Source organism: Gordonia sp. CPCC 206044, assembly GCF_048537895.1.
GTDB lineage: Bacteria > Actinomycetota > Actinomycetes > Mycobacteriales > Mycobacteriaceae > Gordonia.
This window is the reverse complement of the sequence record NZ_JBCLVL010000004.1, coordinates 90,485-113,312: the sequence shown is the minus strand read 5'-3', so window position 1 is coordinate 113,312 and position 22,828 is coordinate 90,485. Positions and strand designations below refer to the sequence as shown.

The 22,828-nt window shown below is 68.0% G+C and carries 20 protein-coding genes and 1 pseudogene; 4 read left to right on the top strand and 17 right to left on the bottom strand.

All coding sequences use genetic code 11. The features are described 5' to 3' along the window. Positions 1-8 precede the first annotated feature (8 nt). The 15 genes and pseudogenes from AAFP35_RS07220 to AAFP35_RS07150 form a co-directional block, all read right to left on the bottom strand. Positions 9-1,817, bottom strand: coding sequence for an acetyl/propionyl/methylcrotonyl-CoA carboxylase subunit alpha (locus AAFP35_RS07220; protein WP_419220880.1), 1,809 nt, complete (start codon positions 1,815-1,817; stop codon positions 9-11). A 171-nt stretch (positions 1,818-1,988) separates the two neighbouring features. Next, on the bottom strand, positions 1,989-3,542 hold the full coding sequence (locus AAFP35_RS07215; protein WP_419220879.1) for a condensation domain-containing protein: 1,554 nt from the start codon (positions 3,540-3,542) through the stop codon (positions 1,989-1,991). Beyond that, complete coding sequence (locus AAFP35_RS07210; RefSeq protein ID WP_419220878.1) at positions 3,539-4,042, bottom strand: SufE family protein; 504 nt, start codon at positions 4,040-4,042, stop codon at positions 3,539-3,541. Before AAFP35_RS07210 ends, AAFP35_RS07215 begins: the two co-directional genes overlap by 4 nt. Beyond that, complete coding sequence (locus tag AAFP35_RS07205; RefSeq protein ID WP_419220877.1) at positions 4,039-4,935, bottom strand: sulfurtransferase; 897 nt, start codon at positions 4,933-4,935, stop codon at positions 4,039-4,041. Before AAFP35_RS07205 ends, AAFP35_RS07210 begins: the two co-directional genes overlap by 4 nt. A 167-nt stretch (positions 4,936-5,102) precedes the next feature. Beyond that, positions 5,103-6,350, bottom strand: a complete 1,248-nt coding sequence (locus AAFP35_RS07200) for a nucleotide disphospho-sugar-binding domain-containing protein (protein ID WP_419220876.1) — start codon at positions 6,348-6,350, stop codon at positions 5,103-5,105. After that, complete coding sequence (locus tag AAFP35_RS07195; protein ID WP_419220875.1) at positions 6,347-7,687, bottom strand: hypothetical protein; 1,341 nt, start codon at positions 7,685-7,687, stop codon at positions 6,347-6,349. Before AAFP35_RS07195 ends, AAFP35_RS07200 begins: the two co-directional genes overlap by 4 nt. Before the next feature lie 38 nt (positions 7,688-7,725). Then, a complete protein-coding gene (locus tag AAFP35_RS07190) occupies positions 7,726-8,538 on the bottom strand; it encodes an ABC transporter permease (RefSeq protein WP_419220874.1) in 813 nt (270 codons plus the stop codon). Continuing rightward, a pseudogene (locus tag AAFP35_RS07185) lies at positions 8,535-9,422 on the bottom strand (ATP-binding cassette domain-containing protein); the annotation flags it as partial. The gene AAFP35_RS07190 and the pseudogene AAFP35_RS07185, both read right to left, overlap by 4 nt. Before the next feature lie 170 nt (positions 9,423-9,592). Further along, positions 9,593-10,924: a condensation protein gene (locus AAFP35_RS07180; protein ID WP_419220873.1), complete on the bottom strand. Its 1,332-nt coding sequence runs from the start codon at positions 10,922-10,924 to the stop codon at positions 9,593-9,595. Continuing rightward, on the bottom strand, positions 10,921-12,342 hold the full coding sequence (locus AAFP35_RS07175) for a condensation domain-containing protein (protein ID WP_419220872.1): 1,422 nt from the start codon (positions 12,340-12,342) through the stop codon (positions 10,921-10,923). Before AAFP35_RS07175 ends, AAFP35_RS07180 begins: the two co-directional genes overlap by 4 nt. A 6-nt stretch (positions 12,343-12,348) precedes the next feature. After that, on the bottom strand, positions 12,349-13,815 hold the full coding sequence (locus AAFP35_RS07170; RefSeq protein ID WP_419220871.1) for a condensation domain-containing protein: 1,467 nt from the start codon (positions 13,813-13,815) through the stop codon (positions 12,349-12,351). A gap of 129 nt (positions 13,816-13,944) precedes the next feature. Continuing rightward, the gene (locus AAFP35_RS07165) at positions 13,945-14,952 is read right to left on the bottom strand and encodes an alpha/beta hydrolase (protein ID WP_419220870.1); all 1,008 of its coding nucleotides are present in this window, start codon (positions 14,950-14,952) and stop codon (positions 13,945-13,947) included. Between the two features lie 194 nt (positions 14,953-15,146). Continuing rightward, positions 15,147-15,794 carry a Maf family protein gene (locus tag AAFP35_RS07160; RefSeq protein WP_419220869.1) on the bottom strand — a complete coding sequence of 216 codons (648 nt, stop codon included), beginning with the start codon at positions 15,792-15,794 and terminating at the stop codon, positions 15,147-15,149. Then, positions 15,788-16,042 carry an acyl-CoA carboxylase subunit epsilon gene (locus AAFP35_RS07155; RefSeq protein WP_419220868.1) on the bottom strand — a complete coding sequence of 85 codons (255 nt, stop codon included), beginning with the start codon at positions 16,040-16,042 and terminating at the stop codon, positions 15,788-15,790. Before AAFP35_RS07155 ends, AAFP35_RS07160 begins: the two co-directional genes overlap by 7 nt. A gap of 23 nt (positions 16,043-16,065) precedes the next feature. Continuing rightward, on the bottom strand, positions 16,066-17,691 hold the full coding sequence (locus tag AAFP35_RS07150; protein ID WP_419220867.1) for an acyl-CoA carboxylase subunit beta: 1,626 nt from the start codon (positions 17,689-17,691) through the stop codon (positions 16,066-16,068). 147 nt (positions 17,692-17,838) lie between these two features. Here AAFP35_RS07150 and AAFP35_RS07145 point away from each other — a divergent pair, with 147 nt between their 5' ends. After that, a complete protein-coding gene (locus tag AAFP35_RS07145) occupies positions 17,839-18,618 on the top strand; it encodes a biotin--[acetyl-CoA-carboxylase] ligase (protein WP_419220866.1) in 780 nt (259 codons plus the stop codon). 56 nt (positions 18,619-18,674) lie between these two features. Here the strand turns inward: AAFP35_RS07145 and AAFP35_RS07140 are convergent, their stop codons facing one another. After that, a complete protein-coding gene (locus AAFP35_RS07140; RefSeq protein WP_419220865.1) occupies positions 18,675-19,241 on the bottom strand; it encodes a hypothetical protein in 567 nt (188 codons plus the stop codon). Positions 19,242-19,354: 113 nt separating this feature from the next. Between AAFP35_RS07140 and AAFP35_RS07135 the strand changes: the two genes are divergently transcribed. From AAFP35_RS07135 to AAFP35_RS07125, 3 genes are read left to right on the top strand one after another with little or no spacing between them, the layout of a single operon-like run. Continuing rightward, positions 19,355-19,924 carry a PH domain-containing protein gene (locus tag AAFP35_RS07135; RefSeq protein WP_419220864.1) on the top strand — a complete coding sequence of 190 codons (570 nt, stop codon included), beginning with the start codon at positions 19,355-19,357 and terminating at the stop codon, positions 19,922-19,924. Beyond that, on the top strand, positions 19,921-20,595 hold the full coding sequence (locus AAFP35_RS07130; RefSeq protein WP_419220863.1) for a response regulator transcription factor: 675 nt from the start codon (positions 19,921-19,923) through the stop codon (positions 20,593-20,595). The genes AAFP35_RS07135 and AAFP35_RS07130 overlap by 4 nt, the downstream gene beginning before the upstream one ends. Before the next feature lie 46 nt (positions 20,596-20,641). Next, on the top strand, positions 20,642-21,997 hold the full coding sequence (locus AAFP35_RS07125) for a sensor histidine kinase (protein ID WP_419221153.1): 1,356 nt from the start codon (positions 20,642-20,644) through the stop codon (positions 21,995-21,997). Here the strand turns inward: AAFP35_RS07125 and AAFP35_RS07120 are convergent. Then, complete coding sequence (locus AAFP35_RS07120; protein ID WP_419220862.1) at positions 21,969-22,529, bottom strand: GtrA family protein; 561 nt, start codon at positions 22,527-22,529, stop codon at positions 21,969-21,971. The genes AAFP35_RS07125 and AAFP35_RS07120 overlap by 29 nt on opposite strands. Positions 22,530-22,828 lie beyond the last annotated feature (299 nt).

Below are 22,828 nucleotides of genomic sequence, written 5' to 3'. Positions count from 1 at the left end.
GTGCCTGACTACTTGATCTCGAGCAGGAGGGTTCCCTGGGTGACCGCGGCACCGGCCTCGACGGCCAGGCCGGTCACGACGCCGTCCTTGTGGGCGGTGACCGGGTTCTCCATCTTCATCGCCTCGAGCACCACGACGAGATCACCGGCAGACACCTGCTGGCCCTCCTCGACGGCGACCTTGACGACGGTGCCCTGCATCGGGGCCTGCACGGAATCGCCGGAAGCAGCGGCGCCGCCGCCCTTCTTGCGGGAACGCGCCTTGGGCTTCTTGCGCAGGACACCGTTGCCGCCGCCACCGCCGAGCTGCAGATCGCCGGGCAGCGAGACCTCGACGCGACGGCCACCGACCTCGACGACGACGTTCTGCCGCGGCAGGGCGTCGTCCTCGTCGATGGCCTCGCCGCCGGTGTACGGCTCGATCGGGTTCTCCCAATCGGTCTCGATCCATTTGGTGTAGACGTCGAACGTCTCCACGCCGTCGTCGTTCTTGTGCCCCATGAAGGCGGGGTTGGTGACGATGTGCCGGTGGAAGGGGAGCACGGTGGCCAGACCCTCGACCTCGTACTCGGCGAGTGCGCGGCTGGCACGCTCGAGCGCCTGCTCACGGTTCTCGCCGACGACGATCAGCTTGGCGAGCATGGAGTCGAACTGGCCACCGATGACGTCGCCCTCGACGACACCGGAGTCGACGCGCACGCCCGGGCCGCTCGGCTCGCGGTACTTGGTGATCGGGCCGGGAGCGGGCAGGAAGTTGCGGCCCGCGTCCTCACCGTTGATGCGGAACTCGAAGGCGTGCCCACGCGGTGTCGGGTCCTCGGAGATCTCGAGCTTCTCGCCGTTGGCGATGCGGAACTGCTGGCGCACCAGGTCGATGCCCGCGGTCTCCTCGGTGACCGGATGCTCCACCTGCAGACGGGTGTTGACCTCGAGGAACGACACGAGACCGTCGTTGCCGACGAGGAACTCGACCGTCCCGGCGCCGTAGTAGCCGGCCTCCCGGCAGATCGCCTTGGCCGACTCGTGGATCTTGGTGCGCTGCTCGTCGGTCAGGAACGGCGCCGGGGCCTCCTCGACGAGCTTCTGGAAACGGCGCTGCAGCGAGCAGTCACGCGTGCCGGCGACGATGACGTTGCCGTGCTGGTCGGCGATGACCTGGGCCTCCACGTGGCGGGCCTTGTCCAGGTAGCGCTCCACGAAGCACTCGCCGCGACCGAAGGCGGCGACGGCCTCACGGGTGGCCGACTCGAACAGGTGGGGGATCTCTTCGATGCTGTAGGCGACCTTCATGCCGCGCCCGCCGCCACCGAAGGCGGCCTTGATCGCGACCGGGACCCCGTGCTCCTTGGCAAACGCGACGACCTCGTCGGCATCCTTGACCGGATCCTTGGTGCCCGGAGCCATGGGGGCGTTGGCCTTGAGCGCGATGTGGCGCGCGGTGACCTTGTCACCGAGGTCGCGGATCGACTGCGGCGACGGTCCGATCCAGATCAGTCCGGCGTCGAGCACGGCCTGGGCGAAGTCGGCATTCTCGGACAGGAAGCCATAGCCGGGGTGCACAGCGTTCGCGCCGGACTTGGCTGCTGCGTCGAGAAGCTTGTCGAAGACGAGGTATGACTCGGCAGACGTCTGGCCGCCGAGCGCGAAGGCCTCGTCGGCCAGCTTGACGAACTGTGCGTCCGCATCGGGCTCTGCGTAGACCGCGACGCTCGGAATACCGGCATCGCGCGCCGCGCGGATCACACGCACGGCAATCTCACCGCGGTTGGCGATGAGGACCTTGGAAATCGTCGAGCTGTTCGCAGAGGGACTAGGCACTTGTTCTCCTGGGCGTCGTGTCGCCGTGGTCGGCGGCACCGGCTGGTGGTCGGGCTTCACACTCACTTTGTGGTCCACCCCGTGACGGGCCTGATGTGGGCCGGGACGAGGTGACGCATGACACTTGGAGTCTAGGTGCCACGCGCTCAGGGCAATACCCTAACCCACCGATCATTTGCTCGGTCGCCCGCCGGGGGGCACGGCGAGTCCGAAGGCACTGTCGTCGCCGACGGTGCGGACGAACTCGGTGAAAGCCTGCAGGTAGGCGCGAACCGGTGCACCGGGCGCACCGTCGGCGCGGCGGGGGTCGTCGGGGCCAGTGACATTTTTCACTGCCGGTTCGGCGCCGGGAAAACGAGCGGACACCCGCATACCCGATGGTGTCCGATTTATCCAGATGAACACCTCGTCGGTGGCATAGCTGTGGCTACGCAAGACCTTGGCGCGGCCGGCGTCGGCCTCGGCGGCACCGGGGGCGTAACGGGTGTCGATGAACGAGATGACGAAGCGGGGTTCGCCGCCGTGCCCGAGGAGTTCGGCCACCCGTAGGAACGGCAGCGATGATCCCTGTCGTGACCGTTTCAGCTCGGCCGTCGCCCGCGCCACCGCCTGGTCGAAGGTCGGCGAGTCGGAGACGTCGAGGCAAAAGGGTGCGACGGCCACGTACCACCCGAGCGACGCCAGCCATCGGGTGTCGTTGCGGGTGTGCCGGGGCAGCACGCAGCGGAACTCCGGGTCACCGGTGTGCTGGTGGTAGACGATCGCGAACGCGGCCAACACACCCGCGGTCAGGGTCCCGCCCGCTTGGGAGCACACGGCGTTGAACCGGTTGGCGGCCACGTCGTCGAGCACGACATCGGTGATGGAGGCCTGTGGGATCGCGACCTCCTCGTCGATGCTGTCGGTGTCGCTGTCGGTGCCGGCGTCGGTGTTGGCCGTTCGGCCCGCTTCGATCTCCGGGGATTCGCCGTCGGTGGCGGTGCGCTCGTAATCGAACCCGGGCAGATCTCCGCGTCCGGCACGCAGGAAGTCGGCCCAGGTGCCGACGGCAGGATGGTCGGCGCCGGTCTGATCGGCCTGGCGGCGCTCCTCCGCGCTGAAGTCGACATAGCTGCCGACCTCCGATGTCTGCGGCGCAACGTGATCGCGAGCCGCGCGATAAGCCTGCACCAATTCGTCCTGGGCCATGATCAGGGAGTAGCCGTCAACCAACGAGTGGTCGGCGGCGAACAGCAACGTGAACGAGTGCTCGCGACCGACCGTGGCGAACATGTAGGCGGGCCAGTGCAACGGGGCGGTGGCGCGGTCGAAGGCGCCCGCGACCTGCTCGACGAGCGGCCCGGATTGCGTGTACCAGCCGATCCGACCCATCTTGAGTTTGACGGTCCCGGGTTCGGTGGTCAGGCGCTGCAGACCGTCACCCTTGAGCACCACATGGCTGCGCAGCACCTCGTGACGATCGATCCATCGCATCAGCGCGGTCCGGATCGCCGGAATCGACAACGGTTCGTCGAACTCGATCGACAGGCCCAGCCACGATTCCCGGCCGCCCTCGCGACGCGTGCGCAGGCGATACTCGAACGCCGATCGCAGGTGCTGTTCGTGATTGTGGGAGGTGAGTCGCGAATCGTGCGTCCACGTCCCCAGGCCACCCGGGACATACGGGGTCCACTCGACGAGGCCGCCGGGCTCGATCGGCTCCTCGAGGATCTGGATGAACTTCATGTGCCGGGTTCGGCCGCCGGCCCGGGTGTGTCCTGCGGCCCGTCTGTACTCTGCGGCCCGTCTGTACTTTGCGGCCCGTCTGCGAGCTGCGCGCGCACCTGGTTCTTCACCCGCGCCAACATGCCCGCCATCCCGCGCAGCCGCAGAAGACTGACAGCGGCGTCGAGACCCAGGTCGTGGTAGAAGTCGGCGGGCACGGCGAGGATCTCCTCCGCCGAGGCGCCGTCGAGTCCCTGATGCAGGATCGAGGCGAAGCCCCGAGTTGTCGGAGCCTCTTGCGGCGCACTGAAATACAGCCGCACGGCCGTCGGCGCCGAGGCATCGACGGCGAGGAACACCGGTGACTGGCACTCCGGGACCGGCTCCATCGCGTCGGTCACCAGATGGTCCGGTAACTCCGGCAGTTCGCGGGAGAACTCGAGCAGTAGCGCAACCTTGTCCGAATCGCCGAGCGCACCGAAGTCGTCGACGATGTCCGCGAGTGGTTCGGGCAGACTCATTTCTTGACGGGTGGTTGTCCGGGCTCGGGACCGATGGCGATCGGCACCCTGACCACGTTGCCCCACTCGGTCCAGGAGCCGTCGTAGTTACGGACGTGCTCGAAACCGAGCAGATGGGTCAGGACGAACCAGGTGTGGCTCGAGCGCTCGCCGATCCGACAGTACGCGATCGTCGGGGTCGACGAGTCGAGCTCGCCGTAGATCTCGTCGAGCTCGGCGCGGGACCGGAACCGTCCGTCGGAGGCAGCTGCCTTGGCCCACGGGATGGAGATGGCCGACGGGATGTGGCCGCCGCGCAATGCGCCTTCCTCCGGGTAGTCCGGCATGTGGGTGCGTTCGCCGGTGTACTCCTGAGGGGAGCGGACGTCGACGAGCGGCTCGCTGCCGAGCGCCTCGAGGACCTCGGGTGCAAAGGCCCGGATCCGGGTGTCGTCGCGCTCGACGACGGGATAGTCCGATCGCGGGTACTCCGGGACGTCGAAACTGGTCTCGCGGTCCTCGGACATCCACGCATCGCGTCCGCCGTCGAGCAGGCGCACGTCCTCGTGTCCGAAGAGCGTGAACACCCACAGCGCGTATGCGGCCCACCAATTGCTCTTGTCGCCGTAGATGACGATCGTGTCGTCGCGTTCGATGCCCTTGCTGCGCATCAGCTCGGCGAACTGCTCCCCGTCGATGTAGTCACGCTCGACCGGATCGTTCAGGTGCAGGTGCCAATCGATCTTCTGCGCGGTCGGGATGTGCCCGATGTCGTAGAGCAGCACGTCCTCGTCGGACTCGACGATCTTGAGTCCCTTGGCGCCGAGATGCGCGGACAACCACTGCGTGGTGACCAGCCGCTCCGGGTGTGCATAGGCGGCGAACGTCGGATTCGGATCGGTCTCAACGCTCAACTGCGGTCCCTCTCAGGAGTGGTGACGAATCCACCGACGACCCTTCGAGACGCTCACGAACTTCGTTCCTCAGGTGCCGGTGGACCCGGGCTGTGGTCTGTCGATAGCGAGCCTACCCAGTCGTCGGTGCCCGCGGTGTGCGGTGTGCCGGGATGTCGCCGCGCGATTCACCGTCGGTACGGCCGAGCCGCCTGGTCGGAGAGGACCGCACACGCCGACGACAACGCGTCGGTGGGTGGGATCAACCGATCCGCGAGCTCGCGCGCGGCACGCCTCGTCTCGGGGTCGGTGAGGGGTTCGAGGTGGGTCGCGCCGAGTCTGGACAGCGGGGCACCCCCGCCGACACCGGCCCGGCGCAGCGCCCCGGCCCACAGGGGTTGATCGGCGCTGAGCCACCCGATCACGCTCGGGATGCCGGCGCGGGTTGCGGCACCGGTGGTCCCCGCACCGCCGTGGTGGACGGCGCCCGCGCAATGCGGCAGCAGGACTTCGTGATCGACGGCGTCGGCGACGTGGTGCACCCCATCGGCGCCGACGGGGTGCGGGGTGTGTGCGATCACGCGCAGCCCCTGGCGCGACAGGGCGTCGACGACGGTGATGACGCGATCCTTGTCCACCGGCATGCTGCCGAAACCGACGTAGACGGGAGCAGGTCCCGCATCGGCCCAGTCGAGCGCCTCGACGGTCGCCGCATCCTGGTGGTCGTTGAGTGCGAGGCGGGTGTTTCGGTCGGCCACAAGGCTTCCCACCACCGGTCGCTGCGCGCCCCATTCGGCATCGAGTCCCTTGAACAGGAGCGGATCGTAGGCCTGGATCTCGCGGAACCCGTCGGAGCGTAGGCGGTGGCTCAGCGGGCCTTTGGCCGGTGCGAGATCGAGTCGTCGACGGAGGTCGGCCTCGGCGCCGCGGACACTGAGGTGATAGACCCGTTCGGCGACACTCCAGGCCGGTCGGCGAGTCCATCGCGGCCAGTCGCCCGCCGTCGGGGAGACACTCGAATTCGGCCGCACCGGACAGTAATTGAGGCCCGCATAGGCGATCTGACGGCTCTCCGCGATCGCCGCGGCGCGTTCCTGTCCGACGGGCCCGCAGACGATGTTGTCGGCGACGTCGGCGAGCGCGGAGATCGCCGCCTCGGATTCGGTGGCACCATAGGCGCCGACCTCGCGCAGCGCGCGGAATCGGACGCGCGGATCCTTGGCGTGCAGTTGCTCGCGGATCAGCGGACTGCGCAGCAACTCCGCGGTGTCGGGACCGATGCTCTGGGTGGGCAGCCCGGTCCGCTCCACGGCAGCCACGAGATTGTCGGGGACGGCCAACCGGACCTCGTGACCGCGGTCGACCAGGCCGACGGCGAGCGCCACCGCTGGCTGGATGTCGCCGCGACTGCCGTGCAGGGCGAAGCCGACCCTCATCGGTCCCACGTGTTCGCCGGCAGCCCCCAGCGATCGAGTTCGGCATGCACGAGTTCGGCCAGCGCCGCCGGCAGTGCCGCGGCATCGGGATCCAGACAGATGAACGACAGCGTGAACACGCCTGCACTCTGCGACATCCAGGCGCTGATGCCGCCGCCCCATCGGCGCAGGGTCTCGGTGTCGGCGCCCGGGGTCACCGCGCGACTGACCACCGACACCGGGGTCGACCCACCCAGCGCCGCGAAATCGTGATCGAGTCGGCCGATGTTGGAGACCAGACACAGTGGCGTGGTCATCGACCCGGTCAGCCGGCGGATCGCCTTGTCTCCCAACGCTTGCCCCAGAACGCCGAACTGGGAGCTGGGCGGTCTCTCCCGCAGGGACGCGAACGCGGACTTGCTGGCCGCCCGGATGGTGCCGAGATCGGCGTAACGATCGTCGTCGACGACGATGCGTGCGGTCACCGCGGACGTGGCGTTGGCCCGACGGTCCCCGTCCGCACGGGTGGAGACGGGAAGGTTGACACCGATCTCGTCTCCGGTGTGGATCCGGCCGGTGCGGGCCAGCACGCCCACTGCGATCGCGATGAACAGCGTGTTGGCGGTGCCTCCGGCGGCCGCTGCGGTGTCGAGGAAGGCCTGTTCGTCGACGGTGACCGCATGATTCGGCACGCCGGTCGGAGTCCGCTCGGCAGGTTCGTCGGCCTGCGGGAGGCGTCGGTTGACACCGGTCGCCTGCGGGGCGAGTGCGCCACCGGCGCGCACGATGCCCGCTGCGGCGCGGCCTGCCGACGCCAGTACGGTTGCTGCCTCGCGGATCTCGTCGACACGGCCGGGGAGGACGTCGCGGGTGTCGAAGTCGATGTCGCCGAACGCCTCGGCGAACGCGGCGAAGGTGGCGCCGCCGTCGGCGATGACATGTGAACAGATCAGCGACACGAGGATGTCGCCGTCGGCGTCGTCGACGCGTGCCGCGGCCAGCCGCCACGCCGGGCCGTGTATCGAGTCGACGGGTTCGGCGGCCCGCGCGTCGGCCCAGTGGATGGTCTCGCCGCTGGGCACCGGGGTGGGGGAGAAGTGGAATCGGCCCGCAGCGGGTGTGTGAATCCAGCGGTCCCGCACGGGTATACGTCGGCGGCGCACGAGTTTGCCGAGCCGTCCGACGCGGAGCCGGTCGGCCAACTCGGTGAGGATCGCGGTGTCGTAGTCGGCCGGCAGACGCCACAGCGTCTGGTTGACCACCGCGAGTCCGATGGCGTGTTCCATGCGGACGAAGAGATCGTCGTCGGGGGTGAGACGTTCGGCGGCGTGCAACGTCGTGGCGGGGGCGGTGCTCACTGGGCGGAGGCCTTTCGTCGGTCTCGGGGGTGGAGTGGTCAGACGCGCCGCAGGTAGGTGCGCACGGTGATCGGGGCGATGATCGCGATGATGGCGACCGTGCCGAGGAGCGTCCAGCCGAGATCGGCACTCACCGTGAGGCCGTCGGCGAGATCCCGGTAGGCCGAGACGAGGTGCGACACCGGGTTGACGTCGGCCACGCGTTGCATCCATCCGGGCATCGTCTCGGTCGGTACGTATGCGTTGGAGGTGAAGGTCAACGGCATCAGGATGAGCATCGAAATACCCTGTACTGCCGATGCTTTGGACATGAGCACACCCATCAGCGCGAAGATCCAGCTGATCGAGAAGGCGGCGAAGACGGTGAGCAGCGTGGCGGCGAGCGCGCCGATCACGCTGTCGGGACGATAACCGAGTGCGACACCGACGGTGAGCGACACCACCGTGGCGATCAGGTAGCGGAAGGTGTCGGCGATGAGCAGTCCGGCGAGTGGGGCGACGCGTGCGATGGGCAGCGATATGAAACGGTCGAACACACCGGTGTCCATGTCCTCGCGCAGCTGGACGCCGGTGATCACCGAGGTGGTGACCGCGACGGAGACCGCCACGCCGGGCACCAGCTGCGGCAGGTAGTCGGTGACGCTGCCGGACACCGCGCCGCCGAAGATGTTGGCGAACATGATCGTGAACACGATCGGCACCACGATGACGTCGACGAGCTGATGCGGGTTGTGCCGGAATCGGGTCAGCCCGCGTCCGGCGAGCGCCGCGGTGTCGCGCAGTGCCTGCCCGAAGGTGACCCGTTCGATGACAGTGCCGGTCCATTCGGGAACGGCGACTCCGACGGTCATGCGGGGACCTCGTTTCCGGTGATGGCGAAGAACGCCTCGTCGAGGCTCGGGCGCTGCACGGTCAGTTCGGCGAGGGGTATCGCGGCGTCGTCGAATGCGGTGACCACACGGGCCACCACGGACGGATCACTGATGCCCGCGGTGATCCGTCCGGCTTCGGGAGTCGGCGTCACGGCATCACCGAGCAAGGTCTGCATGATCGTCAGGGCCTGACCGAACTGTTCGGGCCGTTCCAGCGTGATCTGCAGAGTTCGGGAACCCACGCGGTCCTTGAGCGCATCGGCCGGGCCATCGGCAACCACGCGCCCGTGGTCGATGACCACGAGCGAGTCGGCGAGTTGATCGGCCTCGTCGAGGTACTGGGTGGTGAGCACGACCGTGCTGCCTGCACCGACGAGCTCGCGTACCGCAGCCCACACCTGCGCTCGGGTCGCCGGATCGAGGCCGGTGGTGGGTTCGTCGAGGAACAGCAGGGCCGGTCGGGTGATCATCGAGACCGCCAGATCGATGCGTCGTCGCATACCTCCGGAGAACCCGGATACGGGGCGGTCGGCCGCATCCGTCAACCCGAACTCCTCGATCAGTTCGCTCGCCCGAGTGCGCGCACGGGGACCGCGGAAGCCACGCAGCCGGGCGAACAACTGCAGGTTCTCCGTCGCGGTGAGGTCTTCGTCGATCGACGCGTACTGGCCGGTCAGCGAGATCAGCGAACGCACCGCGGTCGCGTCGGTGACGACGTCGCGGCCGAAGACGCGAGCCGAACCACCGTCGGGGCGCAGCAGTGTCGCGAGCATGCGGACGGTCGTGGTCTTGCCGGCACCATTGGGACCGAGGACGCCGCACACCGACCCGGTCGGCACCGTCAGCGACACGTCGTCGACGGCGGTCACCGCGCCGAAGCGTTTGTGCAACCCGACGGCCTCGACCGCGATCTCCGGCAGTCTGGTCATGAAACGTCCCTCCCGTATTCGGTGTCGACGTCAAGGATGCGGGGACGGCGCGACGACGGCCACCTGCCCCGTTGTCGGGGTGAGGGAACTCACGCGCCCGCTGATCAGCCCGCCCGGTGGCGTCGTGGCTGCGTCCGCATGTCGTCGACCTGGTCGGTGACCGCGTCGAGCAGGTCGTCCATCGTCTGCCGAGCGGTGGTGGTGTCGGGGTGTCGCGCGCGCAGCTGGATCCCGTCGGTATCGCGCCAGAACCAGAACTGGGCGGTATCGGTGTCGCGGGAGCTGGAGATCTGTCGGGTGGTGACCGAGGCCGGGAGGTGCAGGCGCCGGTAGTCGACGTAGGACATCATGAACACGTCGTTGCGGTTCTGCCGGAGCAGGTCGGCGTACGCGGTGTACACCGGCGTCAGCCCGATCTCCGCCAGCGGCAGTGCGTCGCCGAGTCGTGTCGTGTTGGTGCGCAATGCGCAGGCGCCGTCGCCACGGGCGAGCAGGCGGATCGGCGCGTTGCCGACCAGCCAGCCGACCGCACGCCGGTCGACCGGACGACCGCGGGTGTGGATCGGGAGGATGGTGGCCAGCTCGGCGGGCCCGCCCGCCTGACGCACGGCGTCGGCCACCGCGGTCAACAATGCGGGATAGGTGCGGGCGCCCTTCGCCCGCACCGCGCTCTCGAAGGAGTCGGTCGCCTCCGCGTCGAGCAGGTCACGCACCTCGGTGCGGACCTCGGCCTTCTCGCCCGGTGCGAGACCGAGGTCGAGGGGGAACTCGGGTACCGTCCAGTCGCCCGCGGCGAGGAACTCTCCCCACCGCGTCAGACGCGGGTCGTCGGTACCGACGGGGGCGGCGTTCTCCTCGAGTGCGCGGATCGCCAGGAAGCTCGCAGGCGCGGGGACCGGCACGCGCGCGATGTCGTCGACGAGGTCCGAGGCGATCACGGCCAACGAATACGCATCCACGAAGCAGTGATCGAACGCGCAGATCAGTGTCGTCGACGAGGGGCGATCGACGGCCGCGATCACGTGCCCGAAAGGGGTGAAAGGCGAACAGTTCGCCGCGATCTCGTCGATCAGGTGGTCGGAGATCGGGCTGGTCTCGGTGTCACAGGTGCGAGGTTCGACGGTGACCGTCGCCGCAGGTGTGACGTGGCGGCGGAAATCGTCGCCGTCGATGTCGAAGTGACACCGGAGTACCTCATGTCGCTCGAGCAGCGTGCGCACCGCTCGGGTCAGGTCCTCGAGCGGCACCCGCTCGCCGAACTCCACCGTCAGGGCGAGCCAGCCGGCCGCGCCGTGCCGACGCAACCCGTCCAGATGGAATTTCTCGTTCTCCGACGGCGGCACCGCCACCGCTGTCGGCGTCGCATCCGACGACAGATCCCATCGCACCAGGGCGCCGGGCGCGATGGCGACGGTGTCGACGCCGCACAGCTTCACGAGGTCGCCTCGACCGCAGGCGCCGCGCCGACGACGAGGTCGTCTCCGGCGCAGTAGGACCTCAGCCATCGACCCACCGAGTCGCGGTAGGTGTCGAAGTTCGCCAGCGCGGTCGCGTTGTCGGGAACCAGTGCGGTGAGCCCGAGGCCGAGATCGAAGCGGGTGAACCACATGTTCGCGTTGCGGGTGCGACCGACCGCCGGGAAGATGGTTGACTCCGCGACCACGGGGTCACTGGCCACCGGGACGCGACGGAAGTCCAGGTAGGAGACCATCTGCGGCGATGTCGCCTCCGGCACGAAGGCGCCCTGCGCCGCCAGGATCGCGAGCGCCGCGTGGACGGGCACCGCGCTGAGCTCATGCGCCCGGCGCACCGCGGTGGTGGCGGTCCGGATCAGATCGTCGAACGACGACCCGGCCGCGATGGGGAACGTGACCGGGGTGAAGTTGCACAGCCAGCCTTGCGTGGCGGTGTGCTCGGCCGTTCGTGTGGACAACACCGTCGACGTGAAAAATGCGTCGCTGCCCAACAATTCGTTCTCGGCCGCGGCCAGTGCCGCGTAGACGAGTCCGGCGAACGACTGGCCGTCGCCGCGGCGTCGGTCACCCGCCTCGAGTTCGTCTGCGGTCGCCAGCGTGTGCGTGACCGGGACCGCCGGGGCCGGTTCGTCGTCGACCAAGCCGAGATCGAACGGGAAGCGGGGGATACGTCCGTTGGTCACCGACAGTGCTTCGCGCCAGGTGGCGATCCTCGGGTCGTCGGGATCCACGGCCGCTGCGGCAGCCTGCTCGGTGGCGATGTAGTCGGTGAACTGCCCGGGCACCACCGGCTCGGGTGTCCGCCCGTCGCGGTAGGCCCGATAGAGCTCGGCGAGCTCCTGCAGGCCGACCATCTGGGAGAAACCGTCGCTGTGCGAGTGATCCGACCCGATGTAGAACGTGAACCGTGCGCAACCGTCGACCGCGCCGTAGACGAGGCCGGGCATCCGGTCGAAGACCGCTTCGGTCTCGATACGGCCGACGATGTGCGCCAACACCTCGTCGGAGGGGAGCTCGACATCGGTGTCCACGGCGACGAACTCGATGGTCTCGGGAGGCGCGACCAACCGCTGCGGCCCGCTCTCGGTGAGCGTGTACAGCGACCGCAGTTCGTCGTGTCGCCGGACGAACGTGGTCAGGGCCGACGCCATCGCGGCATGGTCGAGTGGCTCGTCGAACACCGTGATCGTGCCGGTCGTGCCGGTGTGCGGGGAGCCGCTCGCGCGTTGCGCGACCGACCCGGCGAGATGGTCGAGCTGCAGACCCGTCGGTGTGCCCGCGGGCACGGCCGCGGCCAGCGCGGCGTCGGGATCGGCGAGGCGCCACTCGACGAGGGTGCCACCCACCGGGGCGGATCGGATGTTCGGAAGGTGCGCCATCACGTCCTAGGTCGAACTCGTCGAGCCGACCACCGGGAGCTCGTATGCGAGATCACCCTCGGCGATGACGGTGGTGAGGATGCGGTGGAAGGTCGAGATGAACCGGTGCACCGAGTCGGCCTGCGCGCCGGTGGGGAAGCGCGAGGAGATGTTGGTGCCCGCCGGGACCCGGTTGATCCAGAAGTAGACCTCGTCGGCGTTGCGGGTGGAGCTGCGCAGGACACGGGCTGCTCGCGCATCCCAGAGTTCGGCGCCCTCGCCGTGGCGTAGGTCGATGTAGGAGACCACCAGACCTGGGGGCGTGGTGTCGCCACCGATCAGATCGGCGATCGGGGCGAACGGCGCCGCGCCGACGTGTTTGTAATCGCCCGCACTCGACCCGACGCGGGTGATGGCCTCGCGGAAGGTGGTGGCGCCCTGCGGACGCAGATGCACCGGGATGATCCCGACGAACCAACCCGCGGCCTCACCCCACTTGAGTTCGCTGCGCGTGTGGATGGGATTGAGGAAACGCAGTTCGCCGGAGCCGGTCAGCGACGAGGCCGTCATGGACAGCGCGGTGTAGATGCCTGCCTGCATGTTCGCGCCGGCATCCTTGCACAGCGCGTGGAACGCCGCGGTCTGCTCGGCATCGAGCAGCCACGATGACAGCGTCGCCTGGAATCCTGTGTCGGGCTCACGTGACGCGGTGATCGTCGGGCGTTCGCGACTCGCGTCGGAGGCGAAGGCCGGGAACGCAGGCATCGGCGTCGGCTGTGTGGAATCTGCTCGGGCGGAGGAGAAGAAGCGGCTCCAGCCGGCGACCGCCTCGTCGGTCTCGCGGATCTGGTCGCCCAGTTCCCGTTCGGCGTCGGAGAAGTCGACGTAACTCCCGAAATCGGCCAACCCGTCGGGGGTGTCGGTGGCCGCGGATTCGTAGAGCGCGGTCAGTTCCTTGATGGCGAACACCTGCGTGTAGGCGTCCATCACCGTGTGGTCGGCGCCGAAGACCACCAGGAACGCGTCGTCGCGATCGGCGAGCTCGACGGTGACGGCGGTGCAGTGCGGCCAGCGCAACGGGCTCACCGTGGTGTTGAAGTACTCGTTCATCTGCTCGAACACCTCGGTGCTCGACAACCCGGTGCCCATGGGGCGCTCGGCGATGCTCACCGCGTCGGCGGGCAGTGTGATCCGGTGCAACTCGCCGGCGTCGTCGAAGCGGACCGACGTCCGGAAGGCCTCGTGCCGTTCGTACCAGCGACGCATGGTGGCATCCATCGCGGCGCGATCCAGCGGGCGTTCGATGAGGAATGCGGTACCGATCCACTGGCTGTACCAGGCGTCGCCCTCGGCGGAGGCACGATGGGCGTGCTCGAGATGCATGTACGACAGGCGTCGCGGATCGTCCGACCAGCGTGCGGTCGGTGCCTCCGGTACCCAGGCGGTGAGGTCACCGCCGGGCAGCGGGTAATCGGCTAACTCGGTGTATTCCACGAAACCTCCTCCATCAGAAGCACTGTCGCCCCGAGAATCTGTGTCGGATGGTCTTCCGCGGCCGAGGCTACCGCCGAAGGATGCTGTATGCAGTTCGAGCGAATTCGAAACCTTCAGTGGCGCAATCGGTCAGCCGGCGCGGTTGAGCGCGGCACCGATGAAAGGCCAGCTCGTGTGGAGCTGATCGACCCAATACGGCCAAGAATGCGTGCCCGGGTTCACATAGGTGAACTTTGCGGGAATTCCCTGGCTGGACAACTTGCTCTGCAGACTCTGGGTGCACCAGAGAGAACCGGCCTCGATCGCCCCGCCGACGATCTGGCGATCGGTCGGGTTGGAGTTGCCCGGGAATCCGGGGGCGTCGTAGGCGCCCGATCGGCCGGTGCCGGTGGAGACGTAGATCGCGCTGCCGCGCAGTCCACCCGAGCGCAGCAGCACGTCGTGCGCCGCCCACTGCGGGTCGGTGGGCGGTCCCCACATGTTGTCGGCGTTGCCGCCGAAGGCGCTGATGATGCCGCGCGGATAAGCCTGCCCGGCAGGCCCGGTGGTGGTGTAGCAGCCGCTGTAGGCGGCGACCGCACGGTAGAAGCCCGGGTTGCGAGCGGCCAGTGCGAGGCTCGAACCCGCGCCCATCGACAGTCCGGCGATGCCCTGACGGCCGTTGCCGTCGAACCGGGCGTTGATCAGTGGGGGCAGCTCCTTGGTCAGGAAGGTCTCCCACTTGTAGCGCCCGAGCTTGGGGTCGTCGCGCTGCCAGTCGGTGTACATGCTGCCGTTGCCGGCGATCGGGAGGGCGACGTTGACGTTCTTGTCGGCGAAGAACCGTACGGCGTCGGTCTTGAGTAGCCAGATGCTGTTCTGCGGGTCCTGTTCGCCGAGCCCGCTGAGCATGTAGAGCGTGGGCCGGGGACCGGACTGTGCCTTCGGTGTGAGGACCTGCACCTTGATCGTCTTGCGCATCGATGCCGAGTGCACGTACGCGGCGTACTGGGTGGGGCCTTCCTTGACGACGCGTTCGATGTGCGACGACGAGGGCGCGGCCGATGCGACCGGCGTCGCGACCGCTGCCACGGCCCCCAGCACCATCCCGATCACCGCCGTCACCGAGAGCACGTAACGGGCAGACAGCATCGGCATCGGTGTCCTTCGGGTGTCGTCGGTCCGGCGGTCCTGATGCCGGCGGATCATGAAACTTGCATCCGAAAATAGTGACTCAAACGAGATAAGTCGCCCCAAAGTGAGAATTGTCACGACTTGGTCAAGTGTCAAACTTCAACGCGCGCTTGGTGATTGGCACCGCTGTGCCAGTTCTTTGCCTATCGGACGCTCGGTCAGGTTCTCGTCCAGAGGGTGGTGATGTCGACATCGACCTCGCCGAGCAGCCGCCGCACGGTGGGCAGTCCGATCCCGATCACCGACGACGGATCGCCGTCGATCCCGTCGATGAACCAGCCGCCGAGACCGTCGAGGGTGAAGGCCCCCGCCACCGAGAGGGGTTCGCCGGTGGCGACGTAGGCGTCGATGGTCGCGTCGTCGATGTCGGCGAACCGGATCAGCGTGGCGACCGCGGAGTGGGCACTACCGACCACCGCGTCACCGCGCAGACGGGTCACCTGATGACCGGTCAGCAACTCCGCCGTCCGGCCGCGCATCCGCCGCCATTGTTCGCGGGCGACGTCGGCGGTGTGCGGTTTGCCGGTGAGCGCACCGTCGAAGAGCAGCATCGAGTCGCAGGTGAGGATCACGACCTCGGCATCGTCGGCGCGCGTCTCGGCCACGACGGTGGCCACCACGGCATCCGCCTTGGCCGCCGCCAGCCGGACCACGATCTCGTGCGGTGCCGCCGTCGCGAGGGAACTCAGCAGAGCATCCTCGTCGACGGCGGACACGATCACACGCGGGTCGAGTCCCGCATCACGCAGGACCCGCAGTCGGGCGGGCGATGCCGACCCGAGTACCACCGAGGTGGTGGTCACCACCCCAGGTTGGTGAAGCTCGACGGTCCACCCCACACCGGGCGCAGTCGATCCTCCGGACGACCCCACTCGTTGCGTGGTTCGGTGTCGGTGGGTGCACCGCCGGATCCGTCCGCGGCGGCAGCGGCCACCACGGCCACCAGGGCGGCGACCTCTTCGTCGGTGGGGGCACCGCGCACCACGCGCAGGAACGGGGCAGCACCCGTTGTCTGTGCTTCGCTCACAGCGACCGCATCTTTCGCTTCGCTCACAGCGACCGTATCTTTCGCTTCGCTCACAGGGGGATGTTCCCATGCTTCTTCGGCGGCAGCGACACCATCTTGCGCTCGAGGAGACGCAGGGCGGTCGCGATCTGACCGCGGGTGTGGCTCGGCGGGATGACCGCGTCGACGTATCCGCGCTCGGCGGCGACGTACGGGTTGACGAGGGTGTCCTCGTACTCCTGCTGCAGTTCCAGCCGCAGTGCGTCCACGTCGTCGCCGTTGGCGGCGGCTTCCTTGAGCCGGCTGCGGTAGACGAATCCGACCGCGCCCGAGGCGCCCATGACGGCGATCTGGGCGGTCGGCCAGGCCAGGTTGACGTCGGCACCCATGTGCTTGGACCCCATCACGTCGTACGCGCCGCCGTAGGCCTTGCGGGTGATGATGGTGATCTTGCCGACGGTGGCCTCGCCGTACGCGTAGAGCAGCTTGGCGCCACGACGGATGATGCCGTTGTATTCCTGGTCGGTGCCGGGCAGGAAGCCGGGCACGTCGACCAGGGTGATGATCGGGATGTTGAACGCGTCGCAGGTCCGCACGAAGCGTGCGGCCTTCTCCGATGCATTGATGTCCAGGCAGCCGGCGAACTGGGTCGGCTGGTTGGCGACGATACCCACGCTGCGGCCGTCGACCCGGCCGAACCCGACCACGATGTTGGTCGCGTACTCGGCCTGGACCTCGAGGAACTCGTCGTCGTCGAGGACGCGACGGATCACCTCGTGCATGTCGTAGGGCTGGTTGGGCGAATCCGGGATCAGGGTGTCGAGCTCGAGGTCCTCGTCGGTGAGGGTCTCCTCGATCGACCCGGCGGCCGGCTGGGCGACCGGCAGGCGCGGTGCGTCGGCGCGGTTGTTCGACGGCAGGTAGCCGAGCAGTTCCTTGACGTACTCGAGCGCGTCCTCTTCGTCGGCGGCGACGTAGTGCGCGGTGCCCGACTTGCTCATGTGCGTGTGCGCACCGCCGAGCTCCTCCATGGTGACCTCTTCACCGGTGACGGTCTTGATGACGTCCGGTCCGGTGATGAACATCTGGCTGGTCTGGTCGACCATGACCACGAAGTCGGTGAGCGCGGGGGAGTAGACGTGTCCGCCTGCCGCGGCGCCCATGATGAGCGAGATCTGCGGGATCACGCCCGAGGCACGCACGTTGCGGTGGAAGATCTCGCCATAGAGGCCGAGCGAGACGACGCCCTCTTGGATACGCGCACCGGCACCGTCGTTGATGCCGATCAGCGGACGTCCGGTCTTGACCGCGAGGTCCATCACCTTGACGATCTTCTCGCCGTAGACCTCGCCGAGGCTGCCACCGAAGACGGTCGAGTCCTGGCTGAACACGCACACCTCTCGGCCGTCGATGGTGCCGTAGCCGGTCACCACGCCGTCGCCGAGCGGGCGACGCTCGGCGAGTCCGAAGTTGGTGCTGCGGTGACGGGCGAGCGCGTCGAGTTCGACGAACGAGCCCTCGTCGAGCAGGTGGGTGATGCGCTCGCGCGCGGTGAGCTTGCCCTTCTCGTGGGTCTTCTCGACCGCGGCCTCACCGACCGGGTGCTTGGTCTCGTCGAGACGGTTGCGCAGATCGGCGAGTTTGCCCGCCGTGGTGTGGATGTCGGGAGCGCCGTCCTCGCGCGAAGCTGTCGTCATGGTCATCGATGCTAACGACCCGAGTGTGAGCCACGTCAACCGGATCAACGTGAGATATGCCTCAGGTTCCCGAGCGATCGGTCGGCCTGCGGGTTTGCGGCGTCCGGCGTGGTCGGCAGCGGTACACGCGCAGTACCGTCGGATCTCATGACCGTGGATCGCACTGAACTCATCCGCCGATTGGCCGGCACTCGTTGGCACACGGTGGAGGTGGTGGACGCGACCGGATCGACCAATGCCGATCTGGTCGCCCGAGCGGGTACCGACGACATCGCGGGAACCGTGCGCATCACCACCGACCAGACCGCCGGGCGCGGTCGACACGCACGGGTGTGGTCGGCGCCCGCGGGCAGTCAGCTGGCCATGTCCGCGGCTGTCGCCGTGGGCGAGCGCACCGAGCACCTGGGATGGCTGTCGTTGATCGCCGGGCTCGCGGCGACCAAGGCCATCGAAGAGGTGACCGGTCTGCGTCCCACCCTCAAGTGGCCGAACGACGTATTGCTCGAGGACCGCAAGGTCGCAGGCATCCTGTCGGAGTACACGCCCGGGGTGTCCGGTGGCGTCGCGGTGATCGGCATCGGGATCAACACGGCCATGAGTGCCGATCAACTGCCGGTCCCCACGGCGACGTCGCTGTCGATCAGCACCGGCCGCGATGTCGCGTCCACCGACGTCGCGGCGGCGTTTCTGCGCGAGTTGTCCGACCTGCTCGTCATGTGGCCGGACGACGTGATGAGCCTCGCCGAGGCCTATCGACAGCGCAGCGACACCATGGGTCGACGGGTGCGTCTGGTGCTCCCCGGCGACGACGAGGTCATCGGTACCGCCACCGGCGTGGACTCCGCGGGCCGGATCGTCGTCGACGCGCAGGGACGTGAAGTGGTCGCGGCGGCCGGTGACGTCACGCACCTGCGGCGTATCGACTGACCGCCCGACAGAGCAGTGCCCGGTCGGCGAGGTCATCGACCTCGCCGACCGGGCCCTCAGCTGCGGTTGATGCTCTTGTGCCCCATGGTCGGGACGAGGATCAGGATCGGTACCCCGATGATGAGGTGCAGAATCGCTGTCGCGATCCCGACGGAGATCTCCGCCGACAACACCAGCGGGATGATCACGGCGGCTGCGATGAGCAGACCCACGATCCAGCGGAAGAACTGATCGGGCGATGGCGTCACCAGCTGCAGCACGTACCACAGTGCACCCGCCGCGAGCGCACACAGAAACCCGACGACGGCAAACCAGAACTCGTCGCGCGCAAGGGGATTCCAGACACCGAATCGACCGGCCTCGTTGACCCGTTCGACGATGGCCCGGATGATCCATGCGGCCAACCAGGCGGCGAGTCCGGTCACCACACCGGTCATCACCACACCGCCGATGAACATCGTCGGGTTGATATCCGGCCCCAGTCGGGGTCGCTCGCGCCGCTGCGGCTCCATCGGTTGCTGGGCGTGGTAGCCGGCCTGGCTGTATGCCTGCGATTCCGGATATCCCGACTCGTAGCGTCTGGTCCCGGGATCACGCGGATCGCGGGGATCCTGATAGCTCATGTGCCTTCCTGACCTCGTCGCCTTTTGCGTGAGTGTACCCATGCGCAGCGACGGGATCCTCGCCCCGCGCCAAGTGGTCGGCGCTCTGAATCGCGACCATTAAGCTGGCTGCCATGTCCTATCCACGCGAGAACCTCGCCCCCGGTGAGGAGATCGTGCTGCACCGGCATCCCCACTGGAAATGCCTGCTCGGCCCGTTCCTGCTGTTTCTGGTGATCACCGCGATCGCCGGGGTGCTCGCCGGCATCATCAGCGGGTCCGATCTCGGGTCGACCCCGACGATGGTGCTGCTGATCATCGTCGGCGTGTTGTGGCTGGCCGGCCTCGGCTGGTTCTTCCTGCGGCCGTTGATCTCCTGGAAGACCACACATTTCGTGCTGACCGATCGCCGCGTGATCTTCCGCAACGGTGTCCTCACCCGGTCGGGGATCGACATCCCGATCCGACGGATCAACACCGTCGAGTTCCGGCACGGCCCGATCGACCGGTTGCTGCGCACCGGCACGCTCATCATCGAGTCCGCCTCCGACGATCCGCTGTCGTTCGACGACATCCCGCAGGTCGAACGGGTGCACGCGCTGCTCTATCACGAGGTCCTGGACACCCAGGACCGTGACTTCGACGACGAGGACGGCTACGCCGGTGATCCGGCACGTAGCCGGGACGAGGGGATCGGTCGATGACCGACGTGTTGCTGGCCGAAGACGATGCCGCGATCGCCGAACCGCTGGCCCGGGCCCTCATCCGGGAGGGTTACGGCTGTCAGGTGGTCGCCGACGGCGCCGAGGCCCTCGACCAGGCCCTCGACAGCCGCTACGAGCTGCTCATCCTCGACCTCGGGCTGCCTCAGATCGACGGTCTCGAGGTGTGTCGTCGGGTGCGTGTGGAGCGTCCGCAACTCGCGGTCCTGATGCTCACCGCGCGCACCGACGAGGTGGACTTCGTCGTCGGCCTCGACGCCGGCGCCGACGATTACGTGGGCAAGCCGTTCCGGTTGGCCGAACTGTTGGCACGGGTGCGTGCCCTGCTGCGACGCCAACAGAGCACCGACGAGGTTCTCGACGGCGGTGACATCCAGCTCGACACCCGAGGTCGGCGCGTTCTGGTGAACGGGCAGGACCTGGTGCTGGCAAACCGCGAGTTCGACCTGCTGCGGTTCCTGATGGAGCGGTCGGGGCAGGTGGTCAGCCGCGACGAGATCCTCACCGAGGTGTGGGGTTCGGCGGATCTGCGGTCGTCCAAGACGCTGGACATGCACATCTCGTGGTTGCGTCGCAAGATCGGCGACGACCAGTACGACCGGCCCCGCCACATCGTGACGGTCCGGGGTGTCGGATTCCGTTTCGACCCGTGATCAGTGGGCGGACACCCGGCGAGAGATCACCGGGGGAGAGGTCGCGGTGCGTCGTCGAATCCTGAACACGATGATCGCGATGATCGTCGCGGTCGGTCTGCTCCTCGGTATCCCGTTGTCGGTGATCGCCTGGTGGTGGGTGGCCGACAATGCGCGCCAGAGCCTCGACAGTCGACTGCGGCTCATCTCCGACCAGCTGATCCGCGACGAGGGGGCAGCGGGCCGGGTCGAGTCGGGTGCGCTCGACACCGACGCGTTCACGCTCCTACTGCCCGAGGACGGGCGTCTGATCGTGCGTTACCCGGTCGCCGAGGACAACGACGCGGTGACCGTCGTCGGCGATCCGATCGTCGGGGCCACGATGAAGGAGTCCTTCGACCTGGGCAAGGCCGGGTCGTTGGTGTTGGAGATCCCGATGGATCAGGTGCGCGACGACCAGCTCGCGGCCCTGGGCATCGTCGCGCTGGTGGTGGCCGGGTCGATCGCGGCGGGCACCATCGTCGCGGCGGTGACCGCCGGACGGGTCGCCGACCCGCTGATCGACCTCGCGACCCGCGCGGCGGCGATGGCGCGTGGCGACTTCCGCTCGGAGTGGAAGTCGTACGGCATCAGCGAACTCGATCGGGTGTCGCGCGCACTCGGTGACGCGAATGCGGAGATCGCGCTGCGGCTCGAGCGTGAGGGCGAGATCGTCGGTGACGTCTCGCATCAGTTGCGCAGCAGGCTCACGGCCATCCAGCTGCGGCTCGACGAGCTCTCGATGCACGACGATCCCGCCGTTGTCGCGGAGGCCGAGGCTGCGCTGGAACAGGTGGAGCGGTTGTCGCGGGAACTCGACGAGATGGTCGCCGCGTCTCGCAGCGACCCGACCGCCCCCAACGCCACCATCGACGTCGAGGACATGGTCCGCACCCTGATCGGTGACTTCCGTGCGGGGTTCGCCGCGGCCGACCGGACCATCTCGGCCACCTTCGACGGGCAGGCGACGTCGTCGAGTGCGCGACCTGGCCGCCTGCGTGAGGCGTTGAGCGTGCTCGTGGACAACGCCCTGCAGCACGGCGGCGGCGCCTGTCGCATCGCCGTGGACGATCTGCCGTCGGGTGACATGCTGCGCATCTCGGTGTCCGACGAAGGTGGCGGTGTCGACGACGCCCTGGTCGGTCTGATCTTCCGGCGGGGCTTCTCCGCCGGGCGTGGCAACGGCGTCGGTCTGTCGTTGGCGCGTGCGCTCATCGAGGCCGACGGAGGTCGTCTGGACCTCACGTCACGTCGACCGCCGGTGTTCTCGATCGTGGTGCCCTCGGCACATGGCGGCAGCGATGACGATGGCGGGGACGGTGACGTCGGGGACGGCCCGGTCGACGACGAGTCCGTCAGGCGTGACCGAGTTCCTCATCGTTGAGTTCCTCGGCGGTTGGGTGCAGGTCGGTGGATCCGGCTTCCCCGGCGTGGAGTTCGGCGACCGGGAACGCGAACTTGCGCAGTGCCCAGAAGCGGAATGCCATCTGCAGCAGGTTGCCGATGATGAAACCGAGGATGAAGTCGACCACCGCCAACTCCAGCCTGCCCAGGTTGGCACGCATGTCGAAGACGTTGTTGGCGAGCCAGAGGGGTGCTGCGGCCAACACCACACCGACGCCGCTGATCACGAAGAAGATGAGGGCCTCGTGGTGTTTCTCGCGGCCGCCGCGGTTCTTGAACGCCCACTCCCGGTTGAGGATGTAGCTCAAGATGGTGGCGAGTGTGCCCGAGATCACACGGGCGACGACGGGTTTCGCCTCGAGGACGCTGAACGTCAGGGCATAGAAGATCACCAGGTCGAAGACGAACGTGGTGCCGCCGACGAGAGCGAACTTGATCAGTTCCTGGTGGCGTACGACGAGGCGGTGAACGGGCTCCGGTAGCCGGGCAACCAGCTCGTCGATGAATGGCACAAGATCCGAGTGTACGAAACCGAACCGGCGAGTAGGTTTCCTGGGCGGTTGTGTGCGCATGTCGCGGCCGCCGTGACACCATGTTCGGCGTGAGTTCCCGCGCACAGGAGTCCCCGTCGTCCGACGCCTCGACCCGGTCGGAGACCGGAATGCCGGCCCGGTCGGAGACCGGAATGCCGGCCCGGTCGGAGACCGGAATGCCGGCCCGGTCGGAGACCGGAATGCCGGCCCGGTCGGAGACCGGAATGCCGGCCCGGTCGGAGACCGGAATGCCGGCCCGGTCGGAGACCGGAATGCCG